This is a genomic window from Rubrivivax sp. JA1055, from assembly GCF_020966565.1.
GTDB lineage: Bacteria > Pseudomonadota > Gammaproteobacteria > Burkholderiales > Burkholderiaceae_C > Rubrivivax > Rubrivivax benzoatilyticus.
On sequence record NZ_JAJKFP010000005.1, the window covers coordinates 394,903 to 410,569 of the forward strand.

The following is a 15,667-nucleotide window of genomic DNA, read 5'->3' on the forward strand; positions in this document are numbered from 1 at the left end:
CGGCTTCGCCGGTCCGTCGGCGGACGGCCTTGCAGGCCGCGCCGGGGCAGTGCCCCGGCCGCTCGGCGGGCGCAGCCGGTCCACTGGACCGTCCGCGTCCAGCCGAGCCCCCTCGGGGGTAGCGAGCGAACGCGAGCTTGGGGGCTCCAGCTCTTCAGGCCTTGAGGAACTCGGCCTTGCCGCCGAGCCAACGTTGGACGTGGGCCTTGGCTGCCGCAGGCTGCTCGCGCAGCAGCTTCGGCGCCAGCTCGCGCGCGCGTTCCAGCAGCGCGTCGTCTTCGGCCAGGTCGGCGAAACGCAGCAGCGCGTCGCCGCTCTGGCGCGAGCCCATGAACTCGCCGGGGCCGCGGATGTCGAGGTCGCGGCGCGCGATCTCGAAGCCGTCGGTGGTCTCGGCCATCGCGCGCAGCCGCGCCTTGCCGGTGGGCGACAGCGGCGCCGTGTAGAGCAGCACGCAGACGCTGGCCACCGCGCCGCGGCCGACACGCCCGCGCAGCTGGTGCAGCTGCGCCAGGCCGAAACGTTCGGCGTGCTCGATGACCATCAGGCTGGCGTTGGGCACGTCGACGCCGACCTCGATGACGGTGGTGGCCACCAGCAGCTGCATGCGCCCGGCCGAGAACTCGGCCATGGTCGCGGCCTTGTCGGCGGCGGCCATGCGGCCGTGCAGCAGGCCGACCGACACGCCGGGCAGCGCCTCGCTCAGCTGGGCATGCGTGGCCGTCGCGTTCTGCAGGTCGATGTGCTCGCTCTCCTCGACCAGCGGGCAGACCCAGTAGACCTGGCGCCCGCGTGCGACCTCGTCGCGGATCTTCTCGACGACCATCTCGCGCTTGTCGTCGGCGAAGACCTTGGTGACGACCGGCGTGCGTCCGGGCGGCAGCTCGTCGATGGTGCTGACCGCCAGGTCGGCGAAGTAGGTCATCGCCAGCGTGCGCGGGATCGGCGTCGCGCTCATCATCAAGAGGTGCGGCTCCAGCGCCTGCAGCTCCAGCTTGCGCCGCAGCGCCAGGCGCTGGGCGACGCCGAAACGGTGCTGCTCGTCGACGACGGCCAGCCCCAGGCGCGCGAAGACCACGTCCTCCTGGATCACCGCGTGCGTGCCGACGACCAGCGCCGCCTGGCCCGAGGCGATCTTCGCCAGCATCGCCTGGCGCTGCTTGCCCTTGCGGCTGCCGGTCAGCCAGGCGACCTCCAGCCCCAGCGGCAGCAGCCAGTCGACGAGCTTCTTGAAGTGCTGCTCGGCGAGGATCTCGGTCGGCGCCATCAGCGCGCACTGCCAGCCCGAGCCGATCGCGGTGGCCGCGGCCAGCGCCGCGACGACGGTCTTGCCCGAGCCGACGTCGCCTTGCAGCAGCCGGTGCATCGGCTGCGCCAGCGCCAGGTCGGCGGCTATCTCGGCGACGACACGCTCCTGCGCCGCGGTCAGCGTGAACGGCAGCACCGTGCGCAGCCGTGCCGCCAGCGTGCTGTCGCGCAGCGCCGGTGCGGCCAGGCGCGAACGCTCCAGCCGCGCCTGCAGCTGCGACAGCTGCTGCGCCAGCAGCTCGTCGAACTTCAGCCGCTGCCAGGCCGGGTGGCTGTGGTCCTCCAGCGCGCCCATCGCGATGCCCGGCGGCGGGTGGTGCAGCAGGCGCAGCGCCTCGCGCAGCGGCGGCAGCCCCGGTGGCACGACGCCGGGCGGCAGCACCTCGTCCAGCGGCGCGCGCGACAGGCCGGCGGCCACCGCCTTGCGCAGATAGGCCTGCGGCAGCTGCGCGCTGGCCGGGTAGACCGGCGTCAGCGAGGCCGCCAGCGGCGTGTGCTCGTCGACGCGCTTGACCGTCGGGTGCACCATCTCGCGGCCGAGGAACCCGACGCGCACCTCGCCACGCACGCGCACCCGGCTGCCGACGGCCAGCTGCTTCTGCGTCGACGGGTAGAAGTGCAGGAAACGCAGCGTCAGCTCGCCGCTGTCGTCGGCCAGGCGCACGACGAGCTGGCGGCGCGAGCGGATCTCGATCTGGCACTGGCGCACCACGCCCTCGACCTGCGCCGTGTCGCCGTCGTGCAGCGCGGCGACGGGCTCGATGCGCGTCTCGTCCTCGTAGCGCATCGGCAGGTGCAGCGCGAGGTCGATGTCGCGCAGCAGGCCCAGGCGTTCCATCGCGCGCTGCGGGGCCGATTTCGTGCTCTGGCGTGCGGTTTCCGGCATGGCGCGAGATTGTCGCCGCCGAGGGCATGGAACAATCGCCCCCGTCGCGACTCCAGGCCGGTACAGCCTGCACGATGACTTCCTACTCCCTCTCCGATTTCGACTTCCCGCTCCCGCCCGAGCTGATCGCCCAGCACCCGGCCCCCGAACGCAGCGCCTCGCGCCTGCTCGACGGCCGCGGCGCGCTGCCGGTGGACCGCGTGTTCCGCGAACTGCCGCAGCTGCTGGCCCCGGGCGACCTGCTGGTCTTCAACGACACCCGCGTCATCAAGGCCCGGCTGCACGGCGAAAAGCCCACCGGCGGCAGCGTCGAGGCGCTGGTCGAGCGTGTGCTCGGCGGCCACGAGGTTCTGGCGCATCTGCGCGCCAGCAAGTCGCCGCGCCCGGGCACGACGGTGCGTTTCGCCGACGCCTTCGACGCCGAGGTCCTGGGCCGCGACGGCGTCGACGGCTCGCTGTTCCACCTGCGCTTGCCCGACGACCCCTTCGTGCTGCTGGAGCGCCACGGCCACGTGCCGCTGCCGCCGTACATCACGCACGAGGACGCCGCCGAGGACGTCGAGCGCTACCAGACGGTGTTCGCCGCGCGCCCCGGCGCGGTGGCCGCGCCGACCGCGTCGCTGCACTTCGACGCCGGCGTGCTGGCGGCGCTGGACGCGCGCGGCGTCAAGCGCGCCGCGGTCACGCTGCACGTCGGCGCCGGCACCTTCCAGCCGGTGCGTGCCGAGAACCTCGACGAGCACCGCATGCACCGCGAGCGCTGGGAAGTCGACGCCGCCACCGTCGAGGCGATCCGCGAGACGCGTGCGCGCGGCGGGCGCATCGTCGCCGCCGGCACGACGACGCTGCGGGCGCTGGAGTCGGCGGCGATCGGTGGCGCGCTCGAAGCCGGCGCCGGCGATACCGACCTCTTCATCCGCCCGGGCTTCGAGTTCCGCGTCGTCGACCTGCTGGTCACCAACTTCCACCTGCCCAAGAGCACGCTGCTGATGCTGGTCAGCGCGTTCACGGGCTTCGAGCACATGCACGCGCTGTACCGCCACGCCGTCGAGGCGCGCTACCGCTTCTTCAGCTACGGCGACGCGATGCTGCTCGAGCGCCGCGCCTGAACTTTCCCCATCCCATGCTGCGATACGAACTGCTGAAGACCGAGGGCCATGCGCGCCGCGGTCGTTTGACGCTGAACCACGGCGTCGTCGAGACGCCGATCTTCATGCCGGTGGGCACCTACGGCACCGTCAAGGGCGTGCTGCCGCGCTCGCTGGAGGAAGCCGGCGCCCAGATCATCCTCGGCAACACCTTCCACCTGTGGATGCGCCCGGGGCTGGACGTGCTGCAGAGCTTCGGCGGCCTGCACCGCTTCGAAGGCTGGAACAAGCCCATCCTCACCGACAGCGGCGGCTTCCAGGTCTGGAGCCTGGGCGAGATGCGCAAGATCAGCGAGGAGGGCGTCAAGTTCGCCTCGCCGGTCAACGGCGACAAGCTGTTCCTGACGCCCGAAGTCAGCATGCAGATCCAGACGGTGCTCAATTCGGACATCGTCATGCAGTTCGACGAGTGCACGCCGTACGAGACCAAGGGCCAGCTGACGACCGAGGCCCAGGCGCGTGCGTCGATGGAGCTGAGCCGGCGCTGGGCCAAACGCTGCATCGCCGAGTTCACGCGGCTGGAGAACCCGCACGCGCTGTTCGGCATCGTCCAGGGCGGCATGTTCGAGCACCTGCGCCAGGAGTCGCTGGACGCGCTGGTCGAGATGGACCTGCCGGGCTATGCGATCGGCGGCGTCAGCGTCGGCGAGCCCAAGGACGAGATGCTGCGCATCATGGCGCACACGCCGCACCGGCTGCCGGCACACAAGCCGCGCTACCTGATGGGCGTCGGCACGCCCGAGGACCTGGTCGAGGGCGTCGCCTGCGGCGTCGACATGTTCGACTGCGTGATGCCGACGCGCAACGCGCGCAACGGCCACCTGTTCACGCGTTTCGGCGACCTGAAGATCCGCAACGCCAAACATCGTGCGTCCGAGCGGCCGGTCGACGAGACCTGCAGCTGCTACTGCTGCCGCAACTTCAGCCGTGCCTACCTGCACCACCTCGACCGCTGCGGCGAGATGCTGGGCCCGATGCTGGCCAGCATCCACAACATCCACTACTACCTGAACCTGATGCGCGAGGTGCGCGAGGCGCTGGATGAAGGCCGCTTCGAGGCCTTCCGCCTGCAGTTCAAGGCCGACCGGGCGCGCGGGATCGGCTGACGCAAGCCGCCCGCCGCGCAACGGGTCAGGGGTCACGGGCCAGGGGTCAGGTCTCGCAAGACCTGACCCCGTCTTTTGGCGCCAGTGGCCCGGGGTCAGGTCTCGTAAGACCTGACCCCGTCTTCTCGCAAGACCTGACCCCGTCTTCTGCGACCTGCCCCGTCTTGCGGCGCCAGGCCCGCGTCAGGGCCGGCCGAGCGCCACGCCCCAGCTCAGTTCGACCAGCGGCGCCGACAGTTCGCCGCGCAGCGAGCGGATGTAACCGGCGCCCAGCTGCAGCCGGCCGTGGCGGCCGAGGTCGGTGCCGACCCAGAGCTTGGGCTGCACGATGGCGCCGCCCTGGCTGTCGACACCGCCGCCGCCGGCCGCACCGGCCAGCGCCTCGGCGCCGACGCGCCAGCCGCCGCCCATCGGCCAGCGTGCACCCAGCCCGACCAGGCCGACCGAGTACGCGCCGGCCCCGCCGGTCACCGCGCCGTAGGCCTGGCCGCTGACGTACCAGCGTTCGTCGATCGCACGGCTGATCTTCAGGCCGATGGTCTCCAGCCGGCGGCGGCTGCCGTCGCGGCGCTGGGCGTCGTAGCTCTGCGCGGCGAGCGCGAACTCGGTCTCGACCGCCGGTGCGCCGGCGTCGGGCGCGCCGAAGCTGCGGCCCAGCGACAGCATCGCGTAGTGGCTGTCCAGATCGCCGCCGCTGAAGGCGTGCACACGCCCGCCTTCGAGTTCCAGGCTCCAGGGCCCGGCGACCTGCCAGCGCGCCAGCAGTGCGGCCTTGCCGATGATGCCTCCGCCGGTCGGCACGGCGCCGCCGCCGCCCAGGCCCAGCATCGTGCGGCCGCCGACACGCAGGCCGGGCAGCGGCGTCGGCCACAGCGCCGCGAGGCCGGCGCCGAACTCGGCATAACCGTCGCCGTCGCCCTGCACCGCGGCACCGGCTTCGGCCGTCGCGATCCAGACCGGGCCCAGGTCGTGTTCGGCGCGCAGGCTGACGACGCCCAGCGAATCGGCGCCCGGCGCCTGTTCGGCATAAGAGCCACCGCCGAACACCAGGCGGTCGACACGCAGCCAGGAAGCCTCGCCACCGCGCCAGGCGACGCCCGGCGTGCCGTGTCCGATACGGTCGTCCACGCTCAGCACCAGCCCCAGCTGGGAGCTGCGGATGTCGCCGTTCGGGAAACGCAGCTGCGAGGCCGAGACACCCAGCGCCCAGCCGTCGAAACCGTAGAGCAGGTCGGCATGCGGGCGCAGCATCAGGCCGCCGCCCACCGGCGCGCCGGCGCCGCCGCCACCGCCGACGTACAGGCCGCCGACGGCCTGCCAGCGCGCGCCGAAGCGCCAGAGCTTCTGCGCCTCGGCGCCCCAGGTGAACAGGCCGCCGCGCTGGCCGGTGGCCGCGCCGTACAGCGCCGGGCCGGCGCGCCAGCCGGGCGCGAACTCGACGAGGTAGGCAATCTGCGCCAGCCCCATGTGTTCGCCGCCGGGCAGCTCGGTGCGTTCGAAACCGGCGATCAGCGCCGCGGGCGTCGTCTGCGCGGTCTGCGCATTCGCCATCGACGCCGCGAGCGCCAGCGCGCCGGCGACGAGGTGCATCCTCCCGGTGCTCGTCATGTCGGCCTCAGGCGTGGGTCGACTTCTCGAGCGCGTGCTGGCCCTGGCCTTCGCCCAGCGTGCGCGCCAGCAGCGGCAGGCACGGCGCCAGCGCCTCGTGCAGCGTGTGCGGCGGGTTGGCGACGAAGACGCTGGAGCCCAGCATGCCGAAACCGCGCGCGTCGGCGCTGGCCACCGTCAGCCGGGCGTTCAGCCAGCCTTTCTTGGCGTGCTTGTCGGCCGTGGCCTTCAGCCGCTGCGGCAGCTGGCGCGACTCCAGCAGCTGCAGCTGCGGCAGCCAGATGATCACGACGGCGTCGGCAAAACGTTCCAGCGCCTCGCGCAAGGCGGCCAGCGTGCGCGTGTAGTCGGTCTTGATCTCGTACGGCGGGTCGATCAGCACGACGCCGCGGCGGGTGGTCGGCGGCAGCTGCGACTTCAGCGACTCGAAGCCGTCCTTCATCGCCACCTGCACGTTCGGCGCGTCGGCCATGAACGAGGCCAGGATGCGGTGGTCGGTCGGGTGCAGCTCGAACAGGCGCAGCTGGTCCTGCGGGCGCAGCAACTGCAGGGCGATGGCCGGCGAGCCCGGGTACTGCTTCAGGGCGCCGTCGCCGTTGAAGGCGCGCACCTGGGCGACGTAGTCGGCCAGTGCCGGCGGCAGGTCGGCGGCGTCGTAGAGGCGTTCGATGCCGGCGGCGTATTCGGCCTTCTGGCGCGCGTAGCGGCTCTCGAGCGAATAACCGCCGGCGCCAGCGTGCGTGTCGACGACGCGGAAGCCCTTCTCCTTCTGCGCCATGTGGCGCAGCACGGAGACGAGCACGAGGTGTTTGAGCACGTCGGCATGGTTGCCGGCGTGGAACGCGTGTCGGTAGGCGAGCATGGGGCCGGACTGTGCCATGCCCGGCCTGCAAGGAATGCTGCGCCGCAGTAATCTCGGCGGATGAGCACTCTCTTCGACCCCATCCGCTACGGCGACATCGACGCCGGCTCGCGCATCGTCATGGCCCCGCTGACCCGCAACCGCGCCAGCGCCGGCCAGGTTCCGAACGACCTGATGGTCGAGTACTACCGCCAGCGCGCCAACCCGGCCACCGGCGCCGGCCTGATCGTCACCGAGGCGGCGCAGATCTGCCCCGAAGGCCAGGGCTACCTGGACACGCCCGGGATCTACTCGCCCGAGCAGGTCGCCGGCTGGCGCCGCATCGCCGAGGCGATCCACGCCGAAGGCGGCCGCGCCGTGATCCAGCTCTGGCACGTCGGCCGCATCTCGCACGTCTCGCTGCAGCCCGGCGGTGTGGCGCCGGTGTCGTCCACCGCGCGCGTGGCCCAGTCCAAGACCTTCACCGCCGACGGCTTCGTCGACTGCTCGGCGCCGCGCGCGCTGCGCACCGACGAGATCCCGGGCGTCGTCGCGGCCTACGTGCACGCCGCGCGCTGCGCCATCGAGGCCGGCTTCGACGGTGTCGAGGTGCACGCCGCCAACGGCTACCTGATCGAGCAGTTCCTGCGCGACAGCATCAACGACCGCACCGACGCCTACGGCGGCTCGGCGGAGAACCGCGTGCGCCTGTTCGCCGAGGTGCTGACGGCGGTGGCCGGCGCGATCGGCGGCGGCCGCACCGGCGTGCGCATCTCGCCGGTGACGCCGGTCAACGACGCGGCGCAGGACAGCGACGCGCAGTCGCTGTACGCGCTGGCGCTGGACAAGGTCGCCCCCCTGGGCCTGGCCTTCGTGCACGTCGTCGAAGGCCAGACCGGCGGCGCGCGCGACGTCGCGCCCTTCGACTACGCCGCGCTGCGCCGCCATTTCAGCGGCCCGTGGATCGTCAACAACGGCTACGACCGGGCGATGGCGCTGCAAGCCGTGGCCTCGGGGGCGGCCGACGCGGTGGCCTTCGGCCGCCCGTTCATCGCCAACCCCGACCTCGGCCTGCGCCTGCAGCGCGGCGCGGCGCTGAACGCGCTGAACGTGCCCAAGCTCTACGGCGGCGGCGCCGAGGGCTACACCGACTACCCGACGCTGGACGCCGCCTGATCGCGGCCCCGCGACGCGGCGCTCCGGCGCCGCGTCGCGGTTCCCGCCGGGGACGGCGGGTTCAGGCCCGCACCCGGGCGCGGAAGAGTTCGCGGATGCTCACTTCGCGCGGCCCCGGCACCAGCTCGAAGTCTTGCCCGGCGGCGATCGTGCCCGGCTCGATGACCGCCAGGTAGCTGCCGCAGAAGCCCGACTGCGCCATCAGCTTGGACGCCTGCGGGAAACCCATCACCGCGTTGAACTTGAAGCAGGGGAACCGCGGCTCGCTGACGGCCAGCACGCAGCCCGGGAAGACGAGGCGGTCGCCGACGTGCAGGCCGTCCTCGAGCACGCCTTCGAGCGTCAGGTTCTCGCCGAGTGCGCCCGGCGGCAGCGTGTCGTCCCAGCCCGAGACCCGCGCCTGGGCGCGCACCGTGCGCCAGAAGGCGTAGTGCTCGCTCGGGTAGGCGTAGACCGCCTTGCTCAGGCCGCCGTGCACCGAGAGGTCGGCCTGTTCGTCGCCGGCCAGCCCCAGCGGCTGGACCGCCACCTCGCCGTTGACCGGGCGCTTGTCGATGGCCGTCAGCACCTTGCGCTGGCCGATCAGGCGTTCATGCGCCGCCGCGACGTTGACGCTGAGCAGCTTCATCGGGAATACACCGCTGCCGCCACCGCGGGCGGCATTGAACTATTCGGAATTTGCATGGGGCTGTCCGTCGAGCAAGGTACGACGCGATTACATTGCTTGCGCGAATTCTCATCTGCCCGGGAGGGCCCGGGATGGGCGGCATCCGGTGAACTTCTCCGCGAGGGGGAGCTGACCAGATTCCGCCTTTTTTGACTGTCCGAACCGAACTGGAGTGTCCATGAACCGTCCCGCGTTGGAAGGCCTGCAGCTGAACGTGCCCGAGTACGTCAAGCATGCCCGCCTGGTGGCCTGGGTGGCCGAGATCGCCGCGCTGACCGAAGCCGCCGACGTGCACTGGTGCGACGGCTCCGAAGCCGAGTACGACGCGCTGTGCGCACGCCTGGTCGACGCCGGCACGATGCAGCGCCTGAACCCGGCCAAGCGCCCGAACAGCTACCTCGCCAAGAGCGACCCGAGCGACGTCGCGCGCGTCGAGGACCGCACCTTCATCTGCAGCGAGAAGAAGGAAGACGCCGGCCCGACGAACAACTGGATGGCCCCGGCCGAGATGCGCGTGCTGCTGCAGACCGGCGAGAAGGCGCTGTTCAAGGGCGCGATGAAGGGCCGCACGCTCTACGTCATTCCGTTCTCGATGGGCCCGCTGGGCTCGCACATCGCCCACATCGGCGTCGAGTTGAGCGACAGCGCCTACGTCGCGACCAACATGCGCCTGATGACGCGCATGGGCAAGGCCGTCTACGACGTGCTCGGCAGCGACGGCGAGTTCGTGCCCTGCGTGCACACCGTCGGCGCGCCGCTGGAGCCGGGCCAGAAGGACGTCGCCTGGCCGTGCAACAAGGTCAAGTACATCGTGCACTACCCCGAGACGCACGAGATCTGGAGCTACGGCTCGGGCTACGGCGGCAACGCGCTGCTGGGCAAGAAGTGCTTCGCGCTGCGCATCGCCTCGACGATGGGCCGCGAACAAGGCTGGCTGGCCGAGCACATGACGGTGCTGGGCGTCACCAGCCCCGAAGGCCGCAAGTACCACATCGCCGCCGCCTTCCCGAGCGCCTGCGGCAAGACCAACTTCGCGATGCTCGTGCCGCCGGCCGGCTACGACGGCTGGAAGGTCACGACCATCGGTGACGACATCGCCTGGATCAAGCCGGGTGCCGACGGCCGCCTCTACGCGATCAACCCCGAGGCCGGCTACTTCGGCGTCGCCCCGGGCACGAACTACAAGACGAATCCGAACTGCATGGATTCGATCAAGGGCGACACCATCTTCACCAACGTCGCGCTGACCGACGACGGCGACGTCTGGTGGGAAGGCATGACCGACGAGCCGCCGGCGCACCTGATCGACTGGCAGGGCAAGAACTGGACGCCGGCCATCGCCAAGGAAACCGGCGCCAAGGCCGCGCACCCGAACGCGCGCTTCACGGTGTCGTCGATCCACAACCCGGTGCTCGACCCCGACTACGACAACGCCGCCGGCGTGCCGATCGACGCCTTCGTCTTCGGCGGCCGCCGCTCGACGACGGTGCCGCTGGTCACCGAGGCGCGCAACTGGACCGAAGGCGTCTACATGGCCGCCACGATGGGTTCGGAGACGACCGCCGCCGCCGCCGGTGCGCAAGGCGTCGTGCGCCGCGATCCGTTCGCGATGCTGCCGTTCTGCGGCTACAACATGGCCGAGTACTTCCAGCACTGGCTGGACACCGGCGCCAAGCTGCAGGCCCAGGGCGCCAAGCTGCCGCGCATCTACTGCGTCAACTGGTTCCGCAAGGGCGCCGACGGCAAGTTCGTCTGGCCGGGCTACGGCGACAACATGCGCGTGCTGGAGTGGATGCTCAAGCGTGCCGACGGCACGGCCGGCGACGGCGTCGAGAACGTCTTCGGCGTCAGCCCGCGCTACGAGGACCTGCGCTGGGACGGCCTGGCCTTCACGAAGGAGCAGTTCGCCAGCGTCATCGGCATCGACCCCGAAGCCTGGAAGCAGGAGCTCAAGCTGCACGCCGAGCTGTTCAACCAGCTCGCCGCCGGCCTGCCGGCCGAGCTGCCGGCGACGATGGCGCGCCTCGAGGAGCGCCTCTCGGCCTGATCCCCTGCCGCGGCCGTGCCCGTCACGGCCCGTGCGAGACTGCAACGCCCGGCTTCGGCCGGGCGTTTTGTTTTGCTGCACGCGCCACGATGAAGATCCAGCTGCTGTCGGACCTGCACCTCGAAAGCGAACACTTCGACCCCGAGCCCGCGCCCGGCGCCGAGCTGCTGGTGCTGGCCGGCGACGTCGACGCCACCTGGACGGCCTACGAACGTTTCGCCGGCTGGCCGGTGCCGGTGCTCGTCGTCGCCGGCAACCACGAGTTCGACGGCCGCGAGCTCGACGAGGCCTGGCCGGCGCTGGCCGAGACCTGTGCGCGCCACGGGCTGAAGCTGCTGGAGCGCGAGACCGTCGTCGTCGGGGCCGCCGACGGACGCCGCATCCGTTTCGCCGGGACGGTGCGCTGGAACGACTTCGACCTCTTCGGCGCCGCCGAGCGTGAGCGCGCCCAGCGCGCCGCGGCCTATTTCATGCGCCTGATGGACGCGCGCCGCGGCGGCCGGCCGTTCGACGTCGAGGCGGTGCGCGCCGAGGCGCTGGCCTGCCGCGCCTGGCTCGAGGCCACGCTGGCCGAGCCGCCGCGCGGCCGCTGGGACGCCACCGTCGTCGTCACCCACTTCGGCCCCAGCCTGAGGAGCACCGACCCGCGCTACGGCCGCCAGCCCGGCACGGCCAGCTTCTGCAACGCCGACGACGACCTGATCCCGCGCGCCGATCTCTGGCTGCACGGCCACCTGCACTGCCGCCACGACTACCGCGTCGAGCGCGCCGGGGCCCGTCCGACGCGTGTCGTCTGCCAGGCGCGCGGGCTGCAGAAGAAGGCCGAGCACGAGGGGCTCGACCCCTTCAAGCCGATCGAGGTCTGATCGAGTTCCGAGTGCCGCGCTGGGGGGAATCGCGCCGTGGCGGCGGTGCGGTGCCACACTCGATGCACCAGAACTAGGAGACCCCGCGCATGAAGATCCTCGCCGCAGTCGACGGCAGCCAGTTCACCAAGCGCATGCTGGCCTATCTCGCCGCCCACGACGACTGGTTCGGTGGCCAGCACCAGTACACGATCGTCAACGCCGTCGGCGCCGTGCCCCCGCGTGCCGCCGCGGTGCTCGACAAGGCGGTGCTGAAGTCGCACTACGAGGACGAGGCCGAGAAGGTCTTCAAGCCGATCCGCGCCTTCTTCGCCAAGCAGGGCATCAAGGCCGACTTCGTCTACAAGGTCGGCCCGGCGGCCGACGTCGTCGTCGCGCTGGCGGAGAAGGGCGACTACGACCTCGTCGTGCTCGGCTCGCACGGCCACGGCAGCCTGGCCAACCTCGTGCTCGGCTCGGTGGCGACCAAGGTGCTGGCGCGCTGCAAGACGCCGGCGCTGCTGATCCGCTGATTCAGCCGGCGGCGCGCGGGCGCAGCCCGTTCATGCAGACCGCGAGCACCCACTCGACGATCTGCTCGTCGCTGTAGCGGCCGCCGGCCTTCAGATAGGCCGGCACCGGGTCGCAGGCGCGCGCGAAGATCGTGTACAGCGCCACCTCGGGCGGCAGCGCCGGGTCGATGTCGCCGTCGGCCTGGGCCTGCACGATCCACTCGCCCAGGCGGTCGCTGACTTCCATCAGCAGGTCCACGTAGGCCTTGTTGGCCAGCAGCTCGGCGCGCAGCGTCGAGTTCTGCGACGGCAGCGACGGCATCTCGCCGGCGATCTGCAGGTGCAGCGCCCAGCGTGTCACCGAGGCCAGCCGGTCGATGGCGCGTTCGGCATCCTGGCTCTCGACGATGCTGTGCGTCTGCTCGAGCAGGCGCACCATCGCCGCGGCGGCCAGGGCCTCCTTGGACGGGAAGTGCTTGTACAGGCTCGCCTTGGCGATGCCGACGTCGGCCGCCACCTCGTCGACCGTCATCAGGTCGAAGCCTTTTTCGGCCAGCAGCCGGTTGACCGAGGCGACGATCGCGTCTTCGCGAACCCTCAGCACCTGTTCGCGAAACGACAGTCTTGCCATGCGGAAATTCTATCGGCGCCGTGCAGCCGGCGCGGACGGCCGGGTTTCAGGTGGCAGGACGAGGCGCCGGCGCCGCCGCCGGCGAGGGCCGGGCCCTCGCCTCGGCCTCGGCCTGCAGCACGGCCTCGAGGCCGAAGCAGGTGCCGAGGTCGGCCGCGTCCTGTTCGTCGGGAGACGCCGCGGCCGCACGGCGCGTCAGGCGGTGCCACCAACCGGTCGTGCGCTGCGTGTTCATGTCGGGTCTCCTCTTGTCGCTGTGTGTAACCAGCATCGGCCCTGCGCGCCCGGCGTGGAGCCCGGGTTGTCCCGTGTTCGTGACGCCGCGTGACGGAGTGCACGCACCGGCACGCGCCTCGTGCCGGCGTCACTACAATCCGCGCCCCTTCGGCGAACGGCATCCCCCCCATGAACCCAGCATCCGGCTTCGCCGCGATCGACTTCGGCACCTCCAACTCGGGCATCGCGTTGCCGGCGCACGACGGCGTGCGCCTGGTCGAGCTCGAACCCGGCCATCCGACGATGCCGACGGCGGTCTTCTACCGGCTCGACGAGGCGCACCCTGCCGCCGAGCCGACGCGGCTGTACGGCCGCGCCGCGATGGCGGCCTACGTCGAGGGCCACGACGGCCGCCTGATGCGCTCGATGAAGAGCCTGCTCGGCTCGTCGCTGCTGGAACAGGCCACCGATCTCGGCGGTGGCCACTCGGTGCGTTATGTCGACGTCGTCGTCGGCTACCTGCGGCACCTGAAGCGCGCGGCCGAAGCCGCCGCCGGCGCGCCGCTGTCGCGCGTGGTGCTGGGCCGGCCGGTGTTTTTCGTCGACGACGACGCCGAGCGCGACGCCCAGGCGGCGGCGGCGCTGGAGGCCGCCGCGCGTGCCGCCGGCTTCGGCGACGTCACCTTCCAGTACGAGCCGATCGCCGCCGCGCTGGACCACGAGCGCCACGTCGACGCCGAGGAGCTGGTGCTCGTCGCCGACATCGGCGGCGGCACCTCGGACTTCTCGATCGTGCGTGTCGGCCCCGAGCGCCGCGGCCGCGCCGACCGGCGCGACGACATCCTCGCCAACCACGGCGTGCACGTCGCCGGCACCGACTTCGACCGCCGCGTCGAGCTGGAGACGCTGATGCCGCTGCTGGGCTACCGCAGCCTGGGGCCGTCCGAAGGCGGCCGCGCGCCGCGCGAGGTGCCGAGCCGGGTCTACTTCGACCTCGCCACCTGGCACCTGATCAACACCGTCTACAACGCCGGCCGCGTCGCCGAGCTGCGCCGGCTGAAGAGCTGGTACGCCGACGCGGCGCACCACCGCCGTCTGATGTCGGTCGTCGAGCACCGCCTGGGCCACGCGCTGGCCGCCGAGGCCGAGCGCGCGAAGATCGAGGTCGCCGGGGCGGGCTCGGCCCAACTCGACCTGTCGCTCGTCGAGTCCGGCCTGGCGGCGACGGTGGAGTCGGCGGCCGTCGCCGCGGCCATCGAGGACGACCTGGAGCGCATCGTCGAAGGCTCGCGCGAGACGCTGCGCCGCGCCGGCGTTGCCGCCGAGGCCGTCGGCACGCTGTACTTCACCGGCGGCTCGACCGGGCTGGATGCGCTGGTCGAGCGCATCGCCGCCGGCTTCCCGGCGGCGCGCCGCGTGCGCGGCGACCGTTTCGCGAGCGTCGCGCAGGGCCTGGGCCTGCACGCGCGCACGGTGTTCGGCTAGGCGTCTGCGCGGCTTCTGCCGCGCAGACGCCTAGCCTGCGGCATTACGCACAGCTCCCCCGAGCCCCCTCCGCGAGGGTGCTCCAGCGCGTCCGAGGGCTCCCTCCAGCCTCCCTCCGCGAGGGAGGCTCCGGTCAGTTCGACGAGCGGTCCTGCGCCTCTCGGGCCGCGCCGTGCACCCGCATGCAACGCCAGTTCAGCGCCAACGCCGCTGCGGGATCGGTTCTGCCGCGCGGACGGCTAGGACGCGCGGCGCGGCTTGGCGCCCTGGCGCTGCGCGCCGGCGCGTTTGGCCGCGGGGCGCTTGGCGGCCGGCCGGGTGTTGGGCTTGGCATTGGCCTTGGGCTCGTCGCGCGGCAGCGGGCGCGAGACGTCGGCGATCAGCATCAGCGCGCGCACCAGGTCCTGCACCGCCTCGGCCAGGTCCTCGGCCGGCTCCAGCGTCTCGATGACGGCGACCAGCGCGTCGGCGTCCTCCAGGTCGGCGGGATCGAAGTGGCGGTACAGCAGCGCCAGCGGCTCGACCAGCTCCGGGTCCTCGATCGCCATCAGTGCCGGGAACAGGTCCATCGCCGCGGCGAAGCCGGCCACCCAGGGCAGCACGGCCTCGGACGGCGGCGCGTCCTCGTCGAGCTCGAAGATCCAGGGGTCGAACCAGTCGCGTTCGGCCACCGCGGTCTCGATCTCGGCGTGGCGACGGCGCACCAGCGCGTGCAGCTCGGCCGCGGGATAGGCCGCGGGCAGCGCCCGGCCCTCCAGGTCGGTCACCCAGCGCAGCCACTGCGTCGGCGGCACGGTCTGCGGCTGCAGCACGACGCCGGCGAGAAAACCGTCGAGCGCGACCGCGTCCAGCGGCTCCAGCGGCTCGGGCACGCGGTCGAGAAGGCTCTGCAGCCGGGTGATGTCGGCGTCGGTCAGCGGATTGGTGTTCATCGGCAGAGGGGACGTCCCCGTGCGTGGGGATGGTCGGTCAAGCGGCAGGCCGGTAGATTGCGCGGCCAGGGGAAGTGGCAATTGTGGTGCAAGCGCACCCGCCCCTCCCGCCGGTCCCAACGACGTCCTTTTCGAAGGACTTGCGGGGCCCGCCGTCACCGGCGGGCCTTTTTTTTGCTCGCCTGCCGGCGGCCTGCGGCCGCCGGCGTCGTCCGGCAGGCCGCCGCACTAGACTGGCGGGTCAGCTTCCGCCTCACCC

General features: G+C 71.9%; 14 protein-coding genes. 7 read left to right on the forward strand and 7 right to left on the reverse strand.

Annotation, left to right across the window (positions count from 1 at the left end; translation table 11 throughout):
* Nucleotides 1-154: 154 nt before the first annotated feature.
* On the reverse strand, nucleotides 155-2,194 hold the full coding sequence (gene recG / locus LOC65_RS08540; RefSeq protein WP_230247204.1) for an ATP-dependent DNA helicase RecG: 2,040 nt from the start codon (nucleotides 2,192-2,194) through the stop codon (nucleotides 155-157).
* A 74-nt stretch (nucleotides 2,195-2,268) separates the two neighbouring features.
* Here recG and queA point away from each other — a divergent pair, with 74 nt between their 5' ends.
* Nucleotides 2,269-3,303: a tRNA preQ1(34) S-adenosylmethionine ribosyltransferase-isomerase QueA gene (gene queA / locus LOC65_RS08545; RefSeq protein ID WP_230247205.1), complete on the forward strand. Its 1,035-nt coding sequence runs from the start codon at nucleotides 2,269-2,271 to the stop codon at nucleotides 3,301-3,303.
* Between the two features lie 14 nt (nucleotides 3,304-3,317).
* Nucleotides 3,318-4,448 carry a tRNA guanosine(34) transglycosylase Tgt gene (gene tgt / locus LOC65_RS08550; RefSeq protein ID WP_230247206.1) on the forward strand — a complete coding sequence of 377 codons (1,131 nt, stop codon included), beginning with the start codon at nucleotides 3,318-3,320 and terminating at the stop codon, nucleotides 4,446-4,448.
* Between the two features lie 183 nt (nucleotides 4,449-4,631).
* Here tgt and LOC65_RS08555 read toward each other — a convergent pair whose 3' ends face one another.
* Both LOC65_RS08555 and LOC65_RS08560 read right to left on the reverse strand, forming a co-directional pair.
* Nucleotides 4,632-6,056: a hypothetical protein gene (locus tag LOC65_RS08555; protein ID WP_230247207.1), complete on the reverse strand. Its 1,425-nt coding sequence runs from the start codon at nucleotides 6,054-6,056 to the stop codon at nucleotides 4,632-4,634.
* Between the two features lie 7 nt (nucleotides 6,057-6,063).
* Nucleotides 6,064-6,918, reverse strand: a complete 855-nt coding sequence (locus LOC65_RS08560; RefSeq protein ID WP_029718421.1) for a 23S rRNA (adenine(2030)-N(6))-methyltransferase RlmJ — start codon at nucleotides 6,916-6,918, stop codon at nucleotides 6,064-6,066.
* Between the two features lie 60 nt (nucleotides 6,919-6,978).
* Here LOC65_RS08560 and LOC65_RS08565 point away from each other — a divergent pair, with 60 nt between their 5' ends.
* Nucleotides 6,979-8,073, forward strand: a complete 1,095-nt coding sequence (locus LOC65_RS08565) for an alkene reductase (RefSeq protein WP_230247208.1) — start codon at nucleotides 6,979-6,981, stop codon at nucleotides 8,071-8,073.
* A gap of 61 nt (nucleotides 8,074-8,134) precedes the next feature.
* Here the strand turns inward: LOC65_RS08565 and LOC65_RS08570 are convergent, their stop codons facing one another.
* Nucleotides 8,135-8,701 (reverse strand): MOSC domain-containing protein, encoded by a 567-nt coding sequence (locus LOC65_RS08570; RefSeq protein WP_230247209.1) that lies wholly within the window; start codon nucleotides 8,699-8,701, stop codon nucleotides 8,135-8,137.
* 217 nt (nucleotides 8,702-8,918) lie between these two features.
* On the opposite strand from LOC65_RS08570, the gene LOC65_RS08575 reads away from it, so the two are divergent.
* The 3 genes from LOC65_RS08575 to LOC65_RS08585 all read left to right on the forward strand — a co-directional run bounded on the left by LOC65_RS08575 (nucleotide 8,919) and on the right by LOC65_RS08585 (nucleotide 12,165).
* On the forward strand, nucleotides 8,919-10,787 hold the full coding sequence (locus LOC65_RS08575) for a phosphoenolpyruvate carboxykinase (GTP) (RefSeq protein ID WP_230247210.1): 1,869 nt from the start codon (nucleotides 8,919-8,921) through the stop codon (nucleotides 10,785-10,787).
* Nucleotides 10,788-10,876: 89 nt separating this feature from the next.
* The gene (locus tag LOC65_RS08580; RefSeq protein WP_230247211.1) at nucleotides 10,877-11,653 is read left to right on the forward strand and encodes a metallophosphoesterase; all 777 of its coding nucleotides are present in this window, start codon (nucleotides 10,877-10,879) and stop codon (nucleotides 11,651-11,653) included.
* Between the two features lie 89 nt (nucleotides 11,654-11,742).
* A complete protein-coding gene (locus tag LOC65_RS08585; protein ID WP_009856283.1) occupies nucleotides 11,743-12,165 on the forward strand; it encodes a universal stress protein in 423 nt (140 codons plus the stop codon).
* A 1-nt stretch (nucleotide 12,166) separates the two neighbouring features.
* Here LOC65_RS08585 and LOC65_RS08590 read toward each other — a convergent pair whose 3' ends face one another.
* Nucleotides 12,167-12,775, reverse strand: a complete 609-nt coding sequence (locus LOC65_RS08590) for a TetR/AcrR family transcriptional regulator (RefSeq protein WP_009856284.1) — start codon at nucleotides 12,773-12,775, stop codon at nucleotides 12,167-12,169.
* A 46-nt stretch (nucleotides 12,776-12,821) separates the two neighbouring features.
* Entirely contained in the window at nucleotides 12,822-13,010 is a 189-nt protein-coding gene (locus LOC65_RS08595) for a hypothetical protein (RefSeq protein ID WP_230247212.1), read from the reverse strand.
* Nucleotides 13,011-13,180: 170 nt separating this feature from the next.
* On the opposite strand from LOC65_RS08595, the gene LOC65_RS08600 reads away from it, so the two are divergent.
* Entirely contained in the window at nucleotides 13,181-14,476 is a 1,296-nt protein-coding gene (locus LOC65_RS08600) for an Hsp70 family protein (protein ID WP_230247213.1), read from the forward strand.
* Nucleotides 14,477-14,715: 239 nt separating this feature from the next.
* Here LOC65_RS08600 and LOC65_RS08605 read toward each other — a convergent pair whose 3' ends face one another.
* Entirely contained in the window at nucleotides 14,716-15,408 is a 693-nt protein-coding gene (locus LOC65_RS08605) for a YecA family protein (protein WP_009856287.1), read from the reverse strand.
* Nucleotides 15,409-15,667: the final 259 nt, after the last annotated feature.